At 66.5% G+C, this 18,336-nt stretch carries 18 protein-coding genes; 8 read left to right on the top strand and 10 right to left on the bottom strand.

Going from position 1 to position 18,336, the window contains the following annotated elements; genetic code table 11:
• Positions 1–8: 8 nt before the first annotated feature.
• Both prpB and prpD read right to left on the bottom strand, forming a co-directional pair.
• On the bottom strand, positions 9–932 hold the full coding sequence (gene prpB / locus HMPREF3151_RS11190) for a methylisocitrate lyase (RefSeq protein WP_070476053.1): 924 nt from the start codon (positions 930–932) through the stop codon (positions 9–11).
• A complete protein-coding gene (prpD, locus tag HMPREF3151_RS11185; RefSeq protein WP_070476050.1) occupies positions 932–2,443 on the bottom strand; it encodes a 2-methylcitrate dehydratase PrpD in 1,512 nt (503 codons plus the stop codon). Before prpD ends, prpB begins: the two co-directional genes overlap by 1 nt.
• 168 nt (positions 2,444–2,611) lie before the next feature.
• Here prpD and HMPREF3151_RS11180 point away from each other — a divergent pair, with 168 nt between their 5' ends.
• Positions 2,612–3,871 (top strand): helix-turn-helix domain-containing protein, encoded by a 1,260-nt coding sequence (locus tag HMPREF3151_RS11180; RefSeq protein ID WP_070476047.1) that lies wholly within the window; start codon positions 2,612–2,614, stop codon positions 3,869–3,871.
• Positions 3,872–3,878: 7 nt separating this feature from the next.
• Here the strand turns inward: HMPREF3151_RS11180 and HMPREF3151_RS11175 are convergent, their stop codons facing one another.
• Positions 3,879–5,285, bottom strand: a complete 1,407-nt coding sequence (locus HMPREF3151_RS11175; protein WP_070476044.1) for an NAD(P)H-quinone dehydrogenase — start codon at positions 5,283–5,285, stop codon at positions 3,879–3,881.
• Between the two features lie 65 nt (positions 5,286–5,350).
• Positions 5,351–6,532, bottom strand: coding sequence for an amidohydrolase (locus tag HMPREF3151_RS11170; protein WP_070476042.1), 1,182 nt, complete (start codon positions 6,530–6,532; stop codon positions 5,351–5,353).
• A 110-nt stretch (positions 6,533–6,642) separates the two neighbouring features.
• Here HMPREF3151_RS11170 and HMPREF3151_RS11165 point away from each other — a divergent pair, with 110 nt between their 5' ends.
• Entirely contained in the window at positions 6,643–7,095 is a 453-nt protein-coding gene (locus tag HMPREF3151_RS11165; RefSeq protein WP_070476039.1) for a hypothetical protein, read from the top strand.
• An 11-nt stretch (positions 7,096–7,106) separates the two neighbouring features.
• On the opposite strand, the gene HMPREF3151_RS11160 is transcribed toward HMPREF3151_RS11165, so the two are convergent.
• Together HMPREF3151_RS11160 and upp are read right to left on the bottom strand one after the other, a co-directional pair.
• Positions 7,107–7,526 carry a helix-turn-helix transcriptional regulator gene (locus HMPREF3151_RS11160; RefSeq protein ID WP_070476036.1) on the bottom strand — a complete coding sequence of 140 codons (420 nt, stop codon included), beginning with the start codon at positions 7,524–7,526 and terminating at the stop codon, positions 7,107–7,109.
• Between the two features lie 105 nt (positions 7,527–7,631).
• Positions 7,632–8,267, bottom strand: a complete 636-nt coding sequence (gene upp / locus HMPREF3151_RS11155; RefSeq protein WP_070476205.1) for a uracil phosphoribosyltransferase — start codon at positions 8,265–8,267, stop codon at positions 7,632–7,634.
• Positions 8,268–8,353: 86 nt separating this feature from the next.
• Here upp and HMPREF3151_RS11150 point away from each other — a divergent pair, with 86 nt between their 5' ends.
• From HMPREF3151_RS11150 to HMPREF3151_RS11135, 4 genes are read left to right on the top strand one after another with little or no spacing between them, the layout of a single operon-like run.
• The gene (locus HMPREF3151_RS11150) at positions 8,354–8,635 is read left to right on the top strand and encodes a hypothetical protein (protein WP_141741411.1); all 282 of its coding nucleotides are present in this window, start codon (positions 8,354–8,356) and stop codon (positions 8,633–8,635) included.
• The gene (locus HMPREF3151_RS11690) at positions 8,632–9,726 is read left to right on the top strand and encodes a C40 family peptidase (protein ID WP_246815274.1); all 1,095 of its coding nucleotides are present in this window, start codon (positions 8,632–8,634) and stop codon (positions 9,724–9,726) included. The genes HMPREF3151_RS11150 and HMPREF3151_RS11690 overlap by 4 nt, the downstream gene beginning before the upstream one ends.
• 10 nt (positions 9,727–9,736) lie before the next feature.
• The gene (locus tag HMPREF3151_RS11140) at positions 9,737–10,975 is read left to right on the top strand and encodes a hypothetical protein (RefSeq protein ID WP_070476030.1); all 1,239 of its coding nucleotides are present in this window, start codon (positions 9,737–9,739) and stop codon (positions 10,973–10,975) included.
• A gap of 17 nt (positions 10,976–10,992) precedes the next feature.
• Positions 10,993–11,520 (top strand): MarR family winged helix-turn-helix transcriptional regulator, encoded by a 528-nt coding sequence (locus tag HMPREF3151_RS11135; protein ID WP_070476027.1) that lies wholly within the window; start codon positions 10,993–10,995, stop codon positions 11,518–11,520.
• Here HMPREF3151_RS11135 and HMPREF3151_RS11130 read toward each other — a convergent pair.
• The 3 genes from HMPREF3151_RS11130 to HMPREF3151_RS11120 are packed head-to-tail and all read right to left on the bottom strand — an operon-like array spanning position 11,517 to position 14,556.
• Positions 11,517–13,337 carry a carbohydrate-binding domain-containing protein gene (locus HMPREF3151_RS11130; RefSeq protein ID WP_210383738.1) on the bottom strand — a complete coding sequence of 607 codons (1,821 nt, stop codon included), beginning with the start codon at positions 13,335–13,337 and terminating at the stop codon, positions 11,517–11,519. The two genes, HMPREF3151_RS11135 and HMPREF3151_RS11130, sit on opposite strands and share 4 nt — an antisense overlap.
• On the bottom strand, positions 13,330–14,046 hold the full coding sequence (locus HMPREF3151_RS12140; RefSeq protein WP_070476024.1) for a polyphosphate polymerase domain-containing protein: 717 nt from the start codon (positions 14,044–14,046) through the stop codon (positions 13,330–13,332). The genes HMPREF3151_RS11130 and HMPREF3151_RS12140 overlap by 8 nt, the downstream gene beginning before the upstream one ends.
• Positions 14,047–14,556, bottom strand: a complete 510-nt coding sequence (locus tag HMPREF3151_RS11120) for a DUF4956 domain-containing protein (protein ID WP_246815273.1) — start codon at positions 14,554–14,556, stop codon at positions 14,047–14,049.
• A gap of 217 nt (positions 14,557–14,773) precedes the next feature.
• On the opposite strand from HMPREF3151_RS11120, the gene HMPREF3151_RS11115 reads away from it, so the two are divergent.
• Complete coding sequence (locus HMPREF3151_RS11115; RefSeq protein ID WP_210383737.1) at positions 14,774–15,913, top strand: trimeric intracellular cation channel family protein; 1,140 nt, start codon at positions 14,774–14,776, stop codon at positions 15,911–15,913.
• The gene (locus HMPREF3151_RS11110; protein ID WP_083290328.1) at positions 15,914–17,167 is read left to right on the top strand and encodes a D-alanyl-D-alanine carboxypeptidase family protein; all 1,254 of its coding nucleotides are present in this window, start codon (positions 15,914–15,916) and stop codon (positions 17,165–17,167) included.
• Here the strand turns inward: HMPREF3151_RS11110 and HMPREF3151_RS11105 are convergent.
• Positions 17,127–18,221, bottom strand: coding sequence for a YhjD/YihY/BrkB family envelope integrity protein (locus HMPREF3151_RS11105; RefSeq protein ID WP_070476021.1), 1,095 nt, complete (start codon positions 18,219–18,221; stop codon positions 17,127–17,129). The genes HMPREF3151_RS11110 and HMPREF3151_RS11105 overlap by 41 nt on opposite strands.
• Positions 18,222–18,336: the final 115 nt, after the last annotated feature.

The raw sequence follows: 18,336 nt of genomic DNA, 5'->3' as shown, positions 1-18,336 counted from the left end.
GTGGGGGCCTACTTCTCAAAGGTGGAGCTGTAGGTGTCCTTGGAGTAGGTGAAAACGGACTGGTCGAACTGGTTGTATTCGTCGTACCGGACCAGCTCGTAGAGCCGGGATCGGTGCTGCATCTTGTCCAGCCACGGCACCTGCGTGCCGGTTTCGGCCATGTCGCGCAGCATCTCCTCGGTCTGGCCCATGGCGATGCGGAAGGTGGTCACTGGCCAGATCACGGCGTTGTAGCCGAGGTCTTCCAGTTGCTTGGCGCTCATCAGCTCGGTTTTGCCGAACTCGGTCATGTTCGCAAGCAGGGGCGTATCGACGGCCTCACGGAACTTGGCAAAGTCCGCCTCGGAGTACAGCGCCTCGGTGAAGATCAGGTCGGCGCCGGCGTCCGCGTAGGCCTTGGCGCGTTCGATGGCCTCGTCGATGCCCTCGATGCCTGCGGCGTCGGTGCGCGCGCAGATGACAAAGTCGTCGTCCTGGCGCTCGCGCACCGCGGCGGTGATGCGGCGCACCATCAGGCCGGTGGGCACGACTTCCTTGCCATCGAGATGGCCGCAGCGCTTCGGGTTGACCTGGTCTTCCAGGTGCAGCGCGGCCAGGCCTGCGGCTTCGAACTCGGCGACGGTGCGGGCGGCGGACATGGGCTCGCCGAAGCCGGTGTCGGCGTCGATGAGCACGGGCAGGTTGGTGGCGCGGGCGATCTGGCCGCCGCGGTTGGCCACCTCGGACAGGGTGGTCAGGCCGATGTCCGGCAGACCCAGGTCGTTGGCTACCACAGCGCCGGAGACGTAGACGCCGGAGAACGCGCCGATGTCTTCGATGAGGCGGGCCGTCAGCGGGTTAAACGCGCCGGGAAGGGTGGTGATGCGCTCGTCGTTAAGCGAAGCGCGCAGTGCTTTGCGGCGCTCGTTCGGGGTTTTCTCGGGTGCGAACATTAGAAGATGCCTCCCGGGATCTCCTCGGCCGCGTCGCGCGTGGCGTCGCTGACGCGGATGTTCAGCTCGGTCAGGTCGGTGAGGTTTTCTAGATCCTGCACCGCGTTAAGGAAGCGGTCCTGCTCTTGCTTATCGACGATGCCTTCGGCCAGCGTCCGGAACTTGGCAATGTAGTTTTCGCGTACAAACGGGCGCGCGCCGTAGGGGTGCGCGTCCGCGACTGCCATCTCGTCTTCGATGACCGTGCCGTCTTGGAAGGTGATCACCGCGCGTGCGCCGAAGGCCTTTTCGTCCGGGTCGGTTGAGTGGTACCGGCGGGTCCACTCCGGGTCCTCCACGGTGGAGACCTTGTGCCAGAGTTCGACGGTCTCCGGGCGGCCTGCGCGCTCCGGGGTGTAGGAGTCCACGTGGTGCCAGCCGCCGTCTTCAAGCGCGACTGCGAACATGTACATGATGGAGTGGTCCAGCGTCTCGCGGGAGGCGGCCGGGTCCATCTTCTGCGGGTCGTTCGCGCCGGTGCCGATGACGTAGTGAGTGTGGTGCGAAGTGTGCAGCACGATGGACTCGATCTCGGCGGTGGTCTTGCCGGCGTCTGCGATGGTCTGCTTCATGCGGCGGGCCAGGTCGATCGGGGCCTGCGCCTGGTACTCGGCGGAGTGCTCCTTGGTGTAGGTCTCCAGGATCGCGCGCTTTTCCTCGCCGTCCGCCGGCAGCGGCACGGTGTAGGTGCGCTCCGGGGAGTGCAGCATCCAGGCGATGAACCCGTCTTCGCCTTCCCAGATCGGTGCGGGCGCTCCCTCGCCGCGCATGGCGCGGTCCACGGCCTCGATGGCCATCTTGCCGGCGAACGCGGGGGCGGAGGCCTTCCACGACGAGATCAGCCCCTTGCGGGACTGCCGGGTGGCGGTGGTGGTGTGCAGCGCCTGACCCACAGCCTGGTAGATGGTGTCCACGTCCAGGCCGAGCATGGTGCCGATGCCTGCGGCTGCCGACGGGCCGAGGTGGGCCACGTGGTCGATCTTGAACTCGTGGAGGCAGATGCCCTTGACCAGGTTGACTTGGATTTCGTAGCCGGTGGCGATGCCGCGGATCAGAGCCTTGCCGTCCAGGCCCTTGTGCTGGGCGACGGCGAGGATCGGCGGGATGTTGTCGCCCGGGTGGGAGTACTCGGCGGCGAGGAAGGTGTCGTGGTAGTCCAGCTCGCGCACGGCGGTGCCGTTGGCGAAGGCGACCCACTCGGCGGAGTAGGTGCCGTCCTCGCCGAAGACGAGCGCGCCGTTGTTGTCGGCGGGGTGCGCCTTGGCCATTTCGCGGGCCACGGCGACGGGGCGGCGGTTGTAGGAGGCGACGGCGACGGAGGCATTGTCGATGATGCGGTTAATGATCATCTCGCGGGTGTCTTCCGGCACCTCAACCGGGTCGACTGCGACCTTGGCGATCTTGTACGCCAGATGCTCTTCGATGGGAAAGTCCTCGGCGGACTTATGGGTGCGTACTTTGTGGTTGATCATGCGTGAGGCTCCTTCCAAAACCGGCCGTGATGGTGTGCCTCATACTAAGGCCGCGAATGTGTCGCGGGTCATAGTCATTTGTGTGTATTCTTGCGTCCAAAATCAGGCCGATTTGCAAAGTGTTGTAAATCGGCAGCGCAACAGCGGAATCTGAGAGGTAAGACGGCTATGGCGAAGCTCTACGCGGGGGGACAAATTCACACGCTGCGTTCCACTCGCGGCCTCACGCAAGCGGAGATGGCCAAGATGCTGGAGCTCTCCCCCAGCTACCTCAACCAGCTGGAGAATAACCAGCGACCGCTGACCGCGAGTGTGCTTGTGCAGCTCACCGCCACGTTCGGGGTGGACGCGGCGTACTTCTCCGGCGCGGCTGAGCGCGCCGCCGCCGCGGACTTGGCGGAGCTCATCCCCGACACCCCCGAACACGAGTTGGCCGCCTTCGCCCGCGCGTACCCGGGCATCGCGGACAAGGTGCGCGGCATCCCCGCGCGGCTGCAAGACAGCTCCCCCAACCCGTACGAAGCCACGCGCAACTTCTTCCAGGACCACGGCAATTACTTCCACGCGCTGGACACGGCCGCGGAGTCCCTGGCGGAGCACCTCGGCGGCCGCCAGATGCGCCTGACTCGTCTAGCTGCGGCGCTAGATAAGGACTTCGGCTACCCCGTGCGCTTTAACCAGGACGTTCGAGGGCGCAGTGCCGTCGATAGGCAGCCCCGCGAGATCCGGTTGCGGGCTGGACTCACTGAAGCGCAACAGTGCTTCGAGCTGGCCTACCACTACGGCGCGCTCGCGCACGACCGAGAGATCGCGGAGCTCACATCGCCTATCGACGACCCTCCGGCCCGCAACGTCACCACCCACGGCCTGGCACAGTACTACGCCGCAGCTGTCACCATGCCGTACGCGGAGGTGCTCGCCGCAGCAAAAGAGACGCGCTACGACATCGACGTCGTCTCCGCCCGCTTCGGCACCGGCTTCGAATCCACCTGCCAGCGCCTGGGCACCCTGCAGCGCCCGGGCGCGAAAGCGGTGCCGTTCGTGTTCATCCGCACGGACCGCGCCGGCAACGTGTCCAAACGCCAGGCCACGGCCGGGTTCCACTTCTCGCGCTCTGGCGCGACGTGCCCGCTGTGGGTGGTGCACCGCGCCTTTGAAACCCCGAACCGGGTGACCAGGCAGGTCTCCACCACCCCGGACGGGCGAACGCAGCTGTGGGTGGCGCGGATGGTGCAGGGGCCGGCTGTCGGCTTCGGCCTTCCACGGCGCGAGCACGCGGTGGCGCTGGGCTGCGACGCCGCGCACGCCCACGAGCTGGTCTACGCCGACGGCCTGGACGTGGACCCGGCATCCGCCACCCCGATCGGCCCCGGGTGCGCTACATGCCCGCGCACGAAGTGTCCGCAGCGGGCGTTTCCGGAGTACTAGTCCGGACCTAGTCCAGGTCGGTGTTGGTGACCAGGCGGCGTGCAGCCTCGGTGATGGAGCCGGACAGCGACGGGTAGACCGCCATGGAGCCGGCGAGCTGGCGCACGGTGAGGTTGTTGGCCACGGCGATGGTCAGCGAAAGGATCAGCTCGGAGGCGGTCGGCGCGACGATCACGCCGCCGAGCACCTGGCCGGAGCCCTTGCGGGCGAAGATCTTGACAAAGCCGTACTGCAGCGAGCGCATCTTCGCGCGCGGGTTGGTCGCCAGCGGCAGCTTGTAGATGTCGGCGTCGACCTCGCCGTTGCGGATCTGCTGCTCAGTCACGCCCACTGCGGCGATCTCCGGGCGGGTGAACACGGCGTTGCCCACGGTCTTCAGGCGGATCGGGGTGACGCCCTCGCCGAGCGCGTGGTCCACGGCGATGCGCCCCTGCTGCGCGGCCACGGACGCCAGCGGCATCAGGTCCGTGCAGTCGCCGGCGGCGTAGATGCCGGCGACGTTGGTGCGGGAGACGCGGTCGACGTGGATGTGGCCGGACGGGGTGACCTCCACACCGGCGGCCTCCAGGTTGAGGTCGGCGGTGTTCGGGATGGAGCCGATGGACATCATCACGTGCGAGCCTTCGATGGCGCGGCCGTCGGTGGTGTGCACAACCACGCCTTCGCCGGTGTTTTCCACGCGCTCCACGCGGGCGTCCTTTTCCAGCTGCACGCCGCGGTCCGCCAGCACGTCCTCGAGCACGTCGGCGGCGTCGGCGTCGTCGTGAGGCAGGATGCGGTCGCGCGAGGCGACCATGGTCACCTTCACACCGAGCTCGGCGAACGCGGAGACGAACTCCGCGCCGGTGACGCCGGAGCCGACCACGATCAGGTGGGTGGGCAGATCCTTCAGGTCGTACATCTGGCGCCAGTTCAGGATGCGCTCGCCGTCCGGCTCCGCGCCCTTGAGCACGCGCGGGCTCGCGCCGACGCACACGAGCACCATGTTGCAGGTCAGCGTCTCCGTCGACCCGTCTGCAGCCTGAACCTCGATGTTGTGGGTGGTGTGGCCCTTCTGCTCGTCCGCGAAGCGCGCGCGGCCCTCGATGAAGCGCACGCCGCCCTGCTCGAGCTGGGCGCGGATGTCGTCCGACTGCTTGCCGGCGAGCGCCTTCACGCGCTCATTGAGCGCCAACAGCGACAGCTTCGAATCGCCCAGCGCGTGGCTCAAGCCCATGTCGTCCGCGCGGCGCAGGTCGTTTTTGATGTTCGCGCCCGCAATGAAGCTTTTCGACGGCACGACGTCCTTCCGGATCGCTGAGCCGCCAGCGCCGCTGTCCTCGACGATGGTGATGTCCGCACCGTACTTGGACGCCATCAGCGCAGCCTCGTAGCCGCCCGGGCCTCCACCGATGATGACAATCTTCTTGGACAAAACAGCACTCCTCATGGGTTGGGTGACGGGAACCAAAACTGGGTGACAGTCTACCCAGAGAAGTTTTATTCTTCGCCCGGGCGGAAGTACTCCTCCACAATGGAGCCGAACAGCCGCACGCCAACCCCGATGGCTCGCTCGTCCACGTTCAGATTCCCCTGGTGCAGGTCCTGGTATTCGCCCTGCCCGCTCCAGGCGCCGAGGCGCATCATCGCGCCCGGCACGTGCTCGAGATACCAGGAGAAATCCTCGCCGCCGCTGGACTGCGGGGCCGCCACCACCGACTGCGGGTCCACCGCGCGGGCGGCCTCGACTGCCAACGCGGTGGCGGCGTCGTCGTTCAGCACCGGCGGCACCCCGCGGATGTAGTCCAGGTGGTAGGTGCAGCCCGTGGGCGCAACGATGAGGTCGATGAGGTCTGTGAGCAGGTCCTCGTTCTGGCGCCAGGTAGTGATATCCGAGGTGCGCAGCGTGCCCTCCAACAGGCCGCGTTTCGGAATCGCGTTGGCGGCGTCGCCCGCCTCCGCGTGGCCGAATACCAGCACAGTGCCGGTGCGCGGGTCCACCCTGCGCGACAGCAAGCCTGGCAGCTGGGTGATCAGCGCGCCCATGGCGTAGACCACGTCCGCGGTCAGCTGCGGGCGCGAGGTGTGCCCGCCGGGGCCGTGGACTTCGATGCGGATGACGTCGGAAGCCGAAGTGATCGCCCCGGTGCGCACGCCGATCTCGCCGACCTTGATGTGCGGCTCGGTGTGCACGGCGTATATGGCCCCGACGCCTTCGAGGGCGCCCCACTTGATCACGTCCAGTGCGCCGCCGCCCATGACTTCCTCGGCTGGTTGGAAGATGATACGGACCGGGTGCTCCAGTTCCACCGTGGACAGCGCGCAGGCCAATCCCAAGGCGATTGTGGTGTGGATGTCGTGGCCGCAGGAGTGGGACACGCCCGGGTTGGAGGATGCGAAGCTTAAGCCCGTCTGCTCCGGCACGCGAAGCGCGTCGATGTCCGCGCGAAACGCCAGGCGCTTACCTTCTGCGGGGCCGAGGTCCACGTACAGGCCAGTGCCCGGGAATCGCACCGGGTGCAGCCCGAAGCTTTCCAGCGTCTCCACGAGAAAGTCGGTGGTGGCGACCTCTTCGTTGGATAGCTCCGGGTGGGAGTGGATGTGGCGGCGCCAGCCAATCACGCGCTCTTGATTGTCGGTGAACCAGCGGTCCACCGCAGCGGCGATTCCGGCGTTCTCCACGTGCGCTCCCCTTTGTCAGCTTCGGCTATCAGGTTGTGTTGTCAAGAGTGTACGCGCACTTCCCCCAAAGTAGACAAAGCGGTGCGGAAGGTGTTGTTACGGTGACTCACATGACTTCTAGGACAACTGTTGCACTGACCACCGCGACCCTGGCGCTCGCCAGCCTCACGGCGTGCGGCGAATCCGCCGAGCAGGTTGCCCCCGAGACGAACGCTGAAGCAAGCGCTGAGGCAAGCGTCGAGCCGGAGACCGTCACGGTGACCACCGGCGCGGATGACGACGATGTTGACGACGCCGATGACGCCGGCGCCGCGACCCCGGCCCCTGCAACACCCGCTGCCGCTGGCGAGCTGCCCACGGCGGTGACCGATTACACCCAGGAAGCCCGTGCGGAAATGGCCGACGAGGGCGTGAACGACGCTGACGTTGAGGCCGCCTTGGCCGCCGCCCACAACGGCGAGGCCGAGGTCGAGTGGGACGACGACGGCTACTGGGAGATCGAGTGGCGCGACATCGAGGTCGACATCAACGCAGACGGCCTCGTTCTCGACGCAGACCGTTAGAGCGCCGGCAACTAGAACGCGGGCGTGCCCTGCGGCGCGCCGCGGCGCAGGTACGTGTCGTGGAACCGGGCGGTGTCTTGCGCGCTGCGCGGCCACTGGAACCTGATCGGTGCCGGGGCCTCCGCCCCAGAGGCCCCAGAAGCCCCAGACACCAGAAAATAGCCCTCGACGTTCTCAGCGGCGCCGGGCAGAAGCGCCGCCGGCGGCACCTGCAGTGCTGAGGCCAGCCGGTAGCAGGTGCTTAAGGTGGGGTCTGCCACCTTGGAGTTGTAGTCGTTGCGCTCCAGATTCGAGATCAGCGAGCGCGACACGCCCGCCAGCTCCGCCAGGCGTGTTTGGCTCAGGCCCCGCATAAGCCGGATGGCGCGCACGCGCTCCCCCAATCCCAGTGCGTAGCTCGCCCAGTGCGATTGCGGCAGTACTTCCCCCATAGTCTTTCCCCCGTGTGTCGGCGCTCCCCTTGAACGGTCAACTAGTTCTGCCACGCAATGTAGCGCGGGATTGGCGGGTGCGCTACCGCAGCTGCGTCGACAAGCTTAAAGCTCGATGTTGCGCGGGCCGTACAGGCGATCGCCGGCATCTCCCAGGCCGGGGACGATGTAGGCGTCCTCGTTCAGCGCCGGGTCGATGGTGGCGGTGACCAGGCGCACCAGGCCACCGTGCGCCTCGAGCTTATCCACGCCCGGCTGGGCGGAAACCATGCAAATACAGGTGATGTCGTCGGCGCCGCGCTCCACCAACAGGTCGATGGCGTGAATCAGCGAACCGCCGGTGGCCAACATCGGATCCACAAGGAACACGGGCTGGCCGGACAAATCCTGCGGCAGGGCTTCCAGGTACGGCACCGGCTCGTGCGTCTCTTCGTCGCGGGCAAGGCCGATAAAGCCCACTTGCGCGTCCGGGATCATGGACAGCGACGGGTCCACCATGCCCAGGCCCGCGCGGATGATCGGCACGATGATCGGCGGGGTGGCAAGGCGCGCGCCGCGGGCGGTGGCGACGGGGGTTTCGGTGTCGAATTCCTCCACCTCAAGGTCGCGCGCCGCTTCGTAGATGAGCATCGCGCCCAAGTCCGCCAGCGCCGCGCGGAAGGCTGCGTTGTTGGAGCGCTTGTCGCGCATGATGGTCAGGCGGGACGCGGCGAGTGGGTGGTTGACAACCGTGATATCCATGCCGGCCATGCTAGTTCACTCTGCGGGCCGCGAAAATTTTTTTCGCGTCGAGGGAACCGGGGCGGGGTTTTCCGCGTCCAATGGCCATGACTGTTTTCCACATTGATTCCGCTGCCGTATCCGCCATGACCGATTCGCTGCGCGACGACGCAGCCAAATTGCAATTGCTTCACGACGTCCCCTTTCCCCGCACCTGGCCCCTCGGCGAATTCAGCGCCGCGGTGAACGAATCCATCGCCAAAGCGAACACAGATGCGGAGGCGCTGCGCGCCGAGGCCCACCGCATCGCAGAAGTGATGGACCTCGCCGTGGATGCCGCCGCGGCCGTGGACACCTGCACCTGCCAAAAGTTGGGGGCCACGCTATGAGCTCCGTGACAACCGACTTCGGCAACGCAATTGACCTGTTGGACCGCATCGCCGGCTCATCAGATGTGGCGGGCAGCGACTTGCTCAATGTCAGCCTGGATGTGCACGCGACCGCCAACCTGCTGGTGAAGCTCCTCCCCTTTGACCTGCCCACCCTGCCGGGTTTCGTCATGCCGGACTTCAAGGACTTCGACCCGCTGGCAGCAGTGGCCAATACGTCCGGGGCATCACGTGTGGGCGCCGCGGCGGACCTGGCGGACTACCGCGCAACCATCAGCGACGGTGTGATGCGCGGCGGCATGCTCATCGGCACTGCGGCCTTCGAGCTGGGCACTATCGCCGGCGAGCTCATCCGTAACGCTGTGGCGGCGCCGGCAATCGCCGCTTCGCCTGCGGGCCTGCTCGGCGCCGCCGCGTACGTGGTCGGGCTCATCGGCGACGCCATCAAGGACGCCACCCGGGTGCTCAAAACACTGGAGAAGGATTTGCGAGCGGTTGCGGACACGCTCACTTCTGCCACGTCCGCCGCGATGAACCGCGTCATCCCCGGCGCGGGCCCGGCCGCAGAGAAGGCCCACGGAGAACTGCAGCGTCTGGCTTCCCTGGTTGCGCCCTCCGCGAAGGAAGCCCCAGAGCCGACGCCACCGGTGGTGAAACCAGCCTCCACTGTCGCCCCGCCTCCGCCGCCGGAGCACAAGCAAGCGTCTGCCCCGCCGCCGGAGCCTGTTCCGTCGCAAGAGACAGGATCCGCTGTCGGCGCCGCCGCCGTCGACGCCGCGAAAAGCCAGCTCGGCACACCGTACGTGTGGGGCGGTGCCGCACCCGGCGGCTTCGACTGCTCCGGCCTGACCTCCTGGGCGTACAGTCAGGCGGGTTTGGAAATCCCACGCGTCGCCGCGGACCAGACCGTGGGCAGGCAAGTCTCCTACCAGGAACTGCAGCCCGGGGATCTGGTGCTGTGGTCCGGCCACGCCGCCATGTACGCGGGAGACGGGATGATGATCGAGGCGGGCAACCCCGTGCAGATGAACCCGGTGCGCACAGAGAATGTGGGCATGACCTTCCGCGGATTCTGGAGGCCGACCGGCTAAAGTTTCCCGCATGACTACGCGCGCGATTCTCCCCGTCAAACTCTCCTTAACCGAGGGCGACTTCTACACCCTGTGGGCACCCACCTGGAAGGAAAAGGGCACCGAGTGGCAGGCCTTCCTCGGCGACGACCAAGCCGTGCTGGCCTTCCACTCGCCCGAGGAACTCCTGGCCTACCTGGAAACAACCAACGCCCACGACCTGGCTGACCACCCCAAATGGCAGCAGTTCCAGGCACAGGGCGACGACCGCGTGGTGCCGAACGACAAGCAGCACTTCGACATCATCGGCGCCCCCGAGTTCCTGGCTGGCCGCCCGAGCCACGAAAATGTCTCGCGCCTGTCGCGGGTGTTCCAGATCTCCCGCTCCCTGGCGGACGTGGCCTCTGCCGAGCAGGCACAGATTTTCTTCGCCTCCCACTCCATCCTGGGCAACGTCAACCGCGGCTCCGACCACTACGCGGGTGAAAACGGCCTCTCCGAGTGGTCCGGCGTCGGCCGCGTAGTGCTGGCGAACTGGGAAAACGTGGTCAAGTCGTTGGACGAGTCTGTCCGTGTCGTCGATACGCAAGAGCTCGACGCCGAACGCGTCGCAGCCGCAGGCACCGCCATCGCCGCCGCCACCGAAGCCCGCGCCGCGGCCGCTGAGCAAGCACGCGCGGACGAAGAAGCGCGCGCCGCCGCGGAAGACCCGTACGACTCCTCCGCCTGGGGCCGCGCCGGCATCGACCCGGTGAAAATCTCCATCCAGGGTCAGAGCGTGTACACGCTGCGCACCTACCTGCGCGGCGCCCCGGTGTTTTTGGGTAAGTACGGCGAGATCATCACCTTCCCCTCCACCAAGCACCTGGGCCGCTGGATCCTCGAGCACGACGACCACGACCTGGCGGGTGTGTCCACCTGGCAGGACCTCATCGACACCGCCAACGCGGGCGAGCTGAAGGTGGAGGTCCACCCGGACAACTCGTACTCCTTCAACGGCATCGCCGCCGACATCAACAAGGGCACCGACGCGGTGGACACGGCACAGATGTCCAAGGCCTACGAGCTGCTCGCGGACGCCGCGGACTGGGCGCAGGACGACTCGCTGAACTCCCTGCTGCTGGCCAACCCGCGCATGCAGGACTACCTGGCGTACATGCTCGGCTCCACCCGCGCAGCAGGCTACGTGCCGTCCGCGCCGTTCACCGACAAGGCGGAGGCGTGGACCGAGATGGAAAACCAGCTGATCAAGCGCTTCTCCAAGTTCTAAGCGCCCGCGGCCGCGTTATGGCAACGTCTGACGAACTGCGCTCGCACCTGCGGCACTTCATGCACCTGATGCGCGTCACGGGCGACCAGCAGCAGGGGCGCGACACGTTTTCCGGCCAAGGACGCGTGTTGAAGCTGCTTGCGCTAAACAACCCCGTCGCGCAAAAAGAACTCGCGTACGTGCTCGGAATCCGGTCGCAGTCGCTCGCGGAACTGCTGACCAAGATGGAGGCGAAAGGGCTCGTTTCCCGGGAACCGAACCCGGCAGACCGCCGCACGAGCATCGTGTCGCTTACCGAAGACGGCCAGGTTGCTGCTCGCGAGCTGGAGCGGAGCACAGACGACGAGTTCGACCCGTTCTCGACGCTTAGCGATACCGAACGTACCGAGCTCGACACGATACTGCGCAAACTCATCGCGGGGGTTGAAGCGGAGATGTCCCCGTCGGAGTTTCCTCCCGCTCCGCTGCAGTGGCCCCCACCTCCGCCGCCGGGAAGGACTTGGGGACCGCCCCCGCCTCCACCCGGCCTTCAGCCTCCGCGCTAGGCGGTTTCGCGCCGATCTTGGGGCAGCACCGCCGCCTGCCGGTTGCCCCGTGCGGGCGGGGCGCCCGGCGCGCCGTTGGGCATCCCGTCGAAACCGGCTCCGCCCTGCTCACGTCCCATGCCGCCAGGCCCACCCGCGCTGCCCTGGGTGGCAGTGTTGGCTTGTGTCTCAGTGCCGTTGACCGTGTACGTCCCATCTGCATCGATCGACGGCGACGAGTAGACGACGTTTTGCGCGTCCTTCTCAACGGTCAGCGTCGCGATCGTGTTGCCGTCCGTATCAGTCACGGTCACGTCATCGCCAGCTTGCACGTCGACACCCGCTTGCACCCACGCCTGACCGTCCGCGCTGTTCGGCGTCTCGGCCATCCCGGAAGAACCGACCGCCCACAGCTCGCCGCCAGTGACGCTCAACCCTCCGTTGGTGTCGAGTGCGCCGTTGCCGTTGTTGGTCGGGCCGAAGATTGTCACCGCACCGCCGGAGATGGTGGCGTCGCCGTTGGAATCCAGCCCGTCGCCGCCTGCATCGACCACCACCGTTCCCCCAGTGATCGTCAGCTGCTCGCCGGTGTTCTCGCCCATGGGGCCACCGCCCGCCTTCCCGCCGCCGCTCGGCGGCTCCGGCATGCTTTGCATTCCGCTCGGCGGCTCCGGCATCTCGCCTCGCTCCATGCCGGTGGGCCCGACATCTCCTTCTGCGGGGGATTCCGTGCTCGAGTCCGCTGACTCCTTGGCGGCGAGGCCGTCCTCGACGGTTGTGGACCCGGAGGCGTTGATGCCGTCGTCGGTGGCGGTGAGGTCGATCTCGCCGTCGGAAATGGTGATGAGTCCGGCTTCGAGCGCTTCCTCGGAATTCAGCACTGTGAGCTTCGCCCCGTCAAGTACCGCTGCGACCTCGGCATGCACACCATCGTCCTGCGCGGTGACTTCGACGTCGCCGCCCGTAAGCCGGAGCGCACCGTCGGAGTGGACGGCGTCGTCGGCGGCGTCAACACGCACCTGCCCGGCCGAAGTCAGGATGTAGCGGCCAGCGTTGATGCCTTTGTCCGTTGCGGTCACATCGAGGTCGCCGCCGGTGAGGATGACGTCGTTGTAGGCGCTGATCGCGTCGTCGCCCGCGTCAATCGTCACCTCACCGCCGTCGATGTGGATCCAGCCCTTGGCCTCGTCGTCATCTTTCGTGGCGGTAATGCCGTCGCCGGCCGCGGTCAGGTTGAGCAACGCACCGTCGCGCACGGTGACGGAGTCGGTGCCGCGCATGGCGTCGTCGCCGACGTTGACCGTCAACGAACCGCCCGCGATCACAAGGTCGTCTTTGGCCACGATGCCGTCGCCGTCGGACTCGACTACAAGGGCCCCGGTTCCGGTGACGGTCAGATCACCGGTGGCATGGACCGCGCCTTCGTCGGTGGCCAGTCCTGCCGCCGCAATGGTGGAATCGCCTTCGAGCACAAGCGCGGCCGCACCCGCATCGATGTTGATGCGGCCCGCGACCTTCGCGTTGTCGAGCACGAGAACGACCGTCTCGTCTGGGGCTTCGACGTGTATATCTGCAACGTCTCCAGTAATGCAGTAGGTGCCACCGGCGGTGATCGTCTCGCCGTCCCAATCCGCGGCGTCGTCGCTCGACGCTGTGACGACATCGGGTTCGTACAGGGCGGCGAGTTGCTCGTCTGCGGTCGGCGGGTTGGTGGTGTCGAAGCCGTTGCTAATCGACGTCACACCCGCCGTCGGCTCGATCTGCGCCTCCGTGGAGCACGACGCCAGTGACAACGACAGCGCGGCTGCGGCGGCGATTGCAAGGGTGGGTTTACGCATGAGTGGTGGTCCTTTCAAAGTGGTCGGCAAGCGTTCGGTGCCAGTTGTTTGCGGGAAGATCGGGGTTGAGCGCGGCCATGCCGCACCCGAATTTGGAAAGCCGTCTCGGTCTGTGCCCGTGGTGCCACAGCAGCCGGTCGATGAGAGACGGGGTCGCGCCCGATTTCGTCTCCACGATGACCAGGTCGAGGCCGGCAATCTCACCGTGCTGGTTGCGCCACACCAGGTCCGTGTCGATGGTGGCGCGGCCAGTGTCTGGCGGCGAGAGCGTTGTGCGGGTGTAGGTGTTCTCCAGCACCGCCTCGAGATCCTCGGCCCGGCACCCAGTGCCGCTGGCGTGCGTGTTGAACCAGTCCCAGTGGTTTCCGGAGGCGTCGATAGGTGTGCGCTTTTTGACCGTGACACCGCGCGGGCCTTTGGTTTTCAACTCCAGGAAACTGGCCCCGGTGGCGCAGTACGTGCGGGTGCGGACCTTGAACCGGCGGCGGCGCTTGCGGGCGGCGTCGAGGTAACAGTCGAGGCTGTCGGTGTCGTAGTAGGTGGTCTCGTAGCCGTGCTGCACGGATCCGCCGATCTCGAGGACGCGCGTGCCGCCGGGCAGCTCCTCCCAGAATTGCTCCATGTCGCGGGTGCGCAGCAGGTACTTCCGGTCGACGCGGGTCATCATCGCGTCTTCCCTGGTGAGTTCGTCGAGGGTGATGGTTTCCATTTAGACCCCCACCGGAAGGTTGGAAATTTTGCTGGGGCGAAACTGCGCATCGACGAGCGTGGTGTCGTTGACGGTGTCGAGCTTGAGCACTTCCAGGTGCGCAACGCTGGCTCCTGTAAGCGCTTCGACGCGCTCGGTGAGTTCGTCGATGTCCGCGATCGCCCGGTCCACCACGACCTGTTGCGAATCTGTCGCCTTCATCGCGCCGTCTGCGATCGCCAGCGTCGCCACAATCAAGACCGCGACAGCGCCTGCGAGCGCCGGTGTGGAGGCGACACCGCACACTAGGCCGAGTGCCAGCGCCGCGAAGAAGTACGCGACCTCGCGCTGCGAGATTTCAGTGGAGCGCAAACGGATGATGGAAAGGACGCCGAAGAGCCCCATGCCGATGCCCGCGCCGACGTCGGTGGCGGCGAGCACAGTGGCCACACCAAGGACGCCGACGTTGACGCCGAGGAAGGCGACGACCAAGTCGCCACGGCGGTAGCGGGGGTAGTAGACGCCGCACACAAGCACGCCATGGCCGCAAGATCGATAGCGGCGAGAGTCAGTGAATTGAACATGACTCGAAGTATGCGCCCCGACTATGTAGGTACCCACGTATCTCGCTGACGTGTCACACAGAAGATCGCGCTGAGTTCCAGGGCGAAAACTGTACGTTTGCTGTACGCCGAGCTGCCCTGCCCCGACATGCCGGCGAAACGTGCCACCTTTACAATTTTCAGCTATGGCAGTGGACCAGGTCGACCCCCTCATCAGCTCCATCTATCACTGGATGGATATCTCCGGCGTACTGCTGATGGGCATCATCGGCGGCACGCTCGCCCGCCAGCTCGGCTACGACATCGTGGGCTTCTTCTTCATCGCGATGCTCTCCGCCCTCGGCGGCGGCATGTTGCGCGACGTGCTGATCAACCAGGGCACCGTCGCCGCGATGAGCCAGCCGGAGTACCTGATCCTGGCGTTTACCGGCGCGCTGATCGCCCGGTTCACCTATTTCAAGGGCAAAGCCTGGGAGTTTTTGCAGTCACACGGTGATGCGCTGGTGTCCGCCCTGTGGGCTTCTACCGGCGCATCCAAGGCCATCCAGTACGGTCTGCCTGTCCTGCCCACCATCATGATGGGCGTGTTCACCGCCACCGGCGGCGGCATGATCCGCGACGTGGTCACCGGGCGCGAGCCAGCTGTGTTCGGCGGCAACCAACCCACTGTGATCCCGGCTGTGGCGTGCGCGGTAATCACGCTGCTGGGCAACGCCACCGGCTACCTGGCGCTGGGCATGATCGTCGGCCCCGTGGTGAGCTTCGCGTTGTTCCTCGCCGGCTACTGGGGCAACTGGCGCATTTCCACCGATTCCGATTTCGCGCCGGTGAACACCACCGTGAACATGACGGCCACGCAGGTGGCGCACCTGGCCAAGAAGGCGGAGGACAAGTCGCGTGCCGTGGCCCGCGGACTGGAGCCGACGCGGGTGCGTTCCTGGCGCCACCGGCAGATGGAAAAGGCGTTGCAGCGCCGCATTGAGGCGGAGATCCGCAAGGGCAAGCGCCCGGCAGAGGCTTTCAGCGACGCGGACGATTTCCTCACCGAGTTCACCACCCAGTTCCCCGCCATCGACGCGGAGGTTCTGGCGGAGGCGGTGGGTGTGCCCCCGGAGCTGGAGGTTGCGGAAGACGAGGGCATCTTCGACAGCATCGGCGTGGACTTGACCGGCGATTCCTACGAGGAGGACGCCGCCGAGGAGCCGGACCCGGCCGAGACGGAGGCGATGCACGCCGACATGCTGGATATCATTCTCTCCGACGAAGCCCTCACCGACGAGCTCATCGAGCGGCTCGCGGCCCGCTACGACCAAAAGGAGTCCTAGATGAAGCGTGCGCTTGCAGCAGCGACAGCACTGAGCTTTTGCTTTGCGACGGCAGCTCACGCCCAAGACACCGAAACCCCGACCGAAGCCACCTCCTCGGCCGGCCCAACCGTCGGCTACTACGACGAGGGCGGCAACTGGGTCCCGCCCAGCCGCGGCCGCGCCCCCGACACCGACAACTGCCCGCAGGCCACCTGGCCGCCGGAGCCGGTGTCCACCTCCGAGCGCGCCGCGTCCTCCCCTTCCCCGCTGCCCGTGCTTTTCGACGGCCCGTGCGGCATCACCGCCGCCGACGGCTACACCGCTCCCGACGGCGTGGTCGCCTCCTCCTGGCTGGTGGCCGACTTAGATTCCGGCGACGTGGTGGCGATGAAGGACCCGCACGGGCGCTACCGGCCCGCCTCCATCATCAAGGTGCTGCTTGCCCTGACCGTCATCGACGAGCTGCCGCTGGACCAGAAGGTCCCGGTCTCCGCGGAATCCGCCGGCCAGGAAGGCTCCGCCGCCGGCATCGGCGAGGGCGGCGACTACACCGTCGAAGACCTGCTCACCGGGCTGCTGCTGGCCTCGGGCAACGACTGCGCCCACGCACTCGCCCAGGCCCTCGGCGGCGACGAGCTGGCTCTCGGCAAGGTCAACGCGCTGGCCAAGAAACTCGGTATGGCCGATACCCGTGCCACGTCGTATTCCGGCCTGGACGGCGCCGGCATGTCCACCTCCGCCTGGGACATGGGCCTGGCCTACACCGCGGCCTTCGCCGACCCCACCTTCACTCGCATCGTGGACACCGAGCACACCACCTTCCCCGGCTTCGACGACCTGCCGCCCTTCGAGCTGTGGAACGACAACCAGCTCTACCTCAACGACCCGGACGGCATCGGCGGCAAAACCGGCTACACCGACGACGCCAACCACACGTTCGTCGGCGCCGTCAACCACGAGGGCCGCCGCCTCGTGGCGATCATTCTGGACACCACGGCCTACGACCACCGCCCATGGGAGCAGGCGCAGATGCTGTTGCACGAGGCGTATGGGGTGCGAAGCTCCGTCGCAAAGCTTGAGCCCCTCGCTGAGAAGACCCCCGAAACGACAACGGCCGCCCCCACCCCAGAGCCTGCACCTGAGCAGGCTGGGGAGGAGACGACCTGGAACCGCTGGTGGTCCTATGTGATTGTGGCGGCCGTGCTCGCGCTCGCCGCACTGACCACCGCGTTTAGTCTCGGGACAGGAGAGAAACCACGCCGACGCCGATAGCGCCCAGCGCCGCGCCGACGCCCAGCGCCTTGCCGGACGGCTTGGATTCCTCCTTGCCGCGGACCGCACCCGCGCGGACGTTGATCACGGCCGGCTCCGGCACCTCCGCCGGCGCCAAGGCGAGGGATTCGTCGGTGGTGGCGGTCCACGCCGCGACGTAAAGCACCACGCGCCAGATCAGGTACAGCATGACCATCAGCGTGATGATCGGGCCGAAGATCGCACCCGCCGGGTTGCCGGTCGCCGAGGAAATGACCAGACCTGCGAACTGCTGCAAGATGGCGAAGATGACCGCGCCGAGCAGCGCGCCCTTCAGACCGGACTTCGCCGGCACCTTCGTGCGCGGCATGTACATGTTCACCCACAGCATGACCAGGAAGCTGGCCAGCACGCTGACCAGGAAGCCGACAACCCACACCACCGCGCGGGATCCCGGGAAATCGCCGATGCCCAGCCGGTCCATGGCGGTGCTTGTCCAGCTGGACAAGCCCACCGCGGTCACCGCGGCGGCGACCAGGAACAGCACGATCAGCACGATCAGGCCGACCAGGTCCGCGAGCTTCTTGGTCACGAAGTTGCCGCCCTCATTCGCGTCCACCTTCCACATCGCGGACACGCCGACGCGCAGGTTGTTCATCCACCCCAGGCCAGACCACAAGGTGGTGAGCAGGCCGATGCCGGCGACTGCGCCACGCTGGTCGATGGCGGTTTGCACCAGCTCGTTGACCATGTCGCCCAAGTCCCCGTCCAGGGAGTTGGCGATCTGGTTTTGGATGTCGTCCATCAGATCCGGACGGGCGTTGAGGAAGAAACCGAGTCCCGCAAAAACAAGCATCAGCAGCGGAAACAAAGCCAGCACCGAGAAGTACGTGATGCCGGCGGCCATCTGGTTTCCGCCCTCAGCGCCGAAACGCTCGTTCATGCGCAGCACGTGAGCGGCGGCGGGAGACTTCTTCTCCACCTTGTCCTCGAAGCCGTCCTTCTGCTGCTTCGAGGCGCGCTCAATGCCGTGTTCGTCGGTGTACGCCTTGCGCGGCGCGGTCGAGGTAGCCATCGACGTCCCTTCAAATATGTGTCATTTACCAAACACATCGTAGAGGAGGCTGTGTGATGGTGACGCGAGGTGCGTTGCGCGTACTGGGCGCGCGCTCTACAGCGCCGGAGACAGC

The sequence above is a fragment of the Corynebacterium sp. HMSC05H05 genome, from assembly GCF_001807265.1.
Lineage (GTDB): Bacteria > Actinomycetota > Actinomycetes > Mycobacteriales > Mycobacteriaceae > Corynebacterium.
The sequence above is the reverse complement of the archived record's forward strand: the minus strand, read 5'-3'. Positions and strand labels throughout refer to the sequence as shown.

Bases quoted from the DNA above. Each gene is read 5' to 3' on its own strand.
- prpD (WP_070476050.1), bottom strand. From the start codon at position 2,443: ATGATCAACCACAAAGTACGCACCCATAAGTCCGCCGAGGACTTTCCC.
- HMPREF3151_RS11130 (WP_210383738.1), bottom strand. From the start codon at position 13,337: ATGCGTAAACCCACCCTTGCAATCGCCGCCGCAGCCGCGCTGTCGTTG.
- upp (WP_070476205.1), bottom strand. From the start codon at position 8,267: ATGGATATCACGGTTGTCAACCACCCACTCGCCGCGTCCCGCCTGACC.
- HMPREF3151_RS11180 (WP_070476047.1), top strand. From the start codon at position 2,612: ATGGCGAAGCTCTACGCGGGGGGACAAATTCACACGCTGCGTTCCACT.
- HMPREF3151_RS11690 (WP_246815274.1), top strand. From the start codon at position 8,632: ATGAGCTCCGTGACAACCGACTTCGGCAACGCAATTGACCTGTTGGAC.
- HMPREF3151_RS11105 (WP_070476021.1), bottom strand. From the start codon at position 18,221: ATGGCTACCTCGACCGCGCCGCGCAAGGCGTACACCGACGAACACGGC.
- HMPREF3151_RS11160 (WP_070476036.1), bottom strand. From the start codon at position 7,526: ATGGGGGAAGTACTGCCGCAATCGCACTGGGCGAGCTACGCACTGGGA.
- prpB (WP_070476053.1), bottom strand. From the start codon at position 932: ATGTTCGCACCCGAGAAAACCCCGAACGAGCGCCGCAAAGCACTGCGC.
- HMPREF3151_RS11150 (WP_141741411.1), top strand. From the start codon at position 8,354: ATGACTGTTTTCCACATTGATTCCGCTGCCGTATCCGCCATGACCGAT.
- HMPREF3151_RS12140 (WP_070476024.1), bottom strand. From the start codon at position 14,046: ATGGAAACCATCACCCTCGACGAACTCACCAGGGAAGACGCGATGATG.
- HMPREF3151_RS11165 (WP_070476039.1), top strand. From the start codon at position 6,643: ATGACTTCTAGGACAACTGTTGCACTGACCACCGCGACCCTGGCGCTC.
- HMPREF3151_RS11135 (WP_070476027.1), top strand. From the start codon at position 10,993: ATGGCAACGTCTGACGAACTGCGCTCGCACCTGCGGCACTTCATGCAC.
- HMPREF3151_RS11115 (WP_210383737.1), top strand. From the start codon at position 14,774: ATGGCAGTGGACCAGGTCGACCCCCTCATCAGCTCCATCTATCACTGG.
- HMPREF3151_RS11110 (WP_083290328.1), top strand. From the start codon at position 15,914: ATGAAGCGTGCGCTTGCAGCAGCGACAGCACTGAGCTTTTGCTTTGCG.
- HMPREF3151_RS11140 (WP_070476030.1), top strand. From the start codon at position 9,737: ATGACTACGCGCGCGATTCTCCCCGTCAAACTCTCCTTAACCGAGGGC.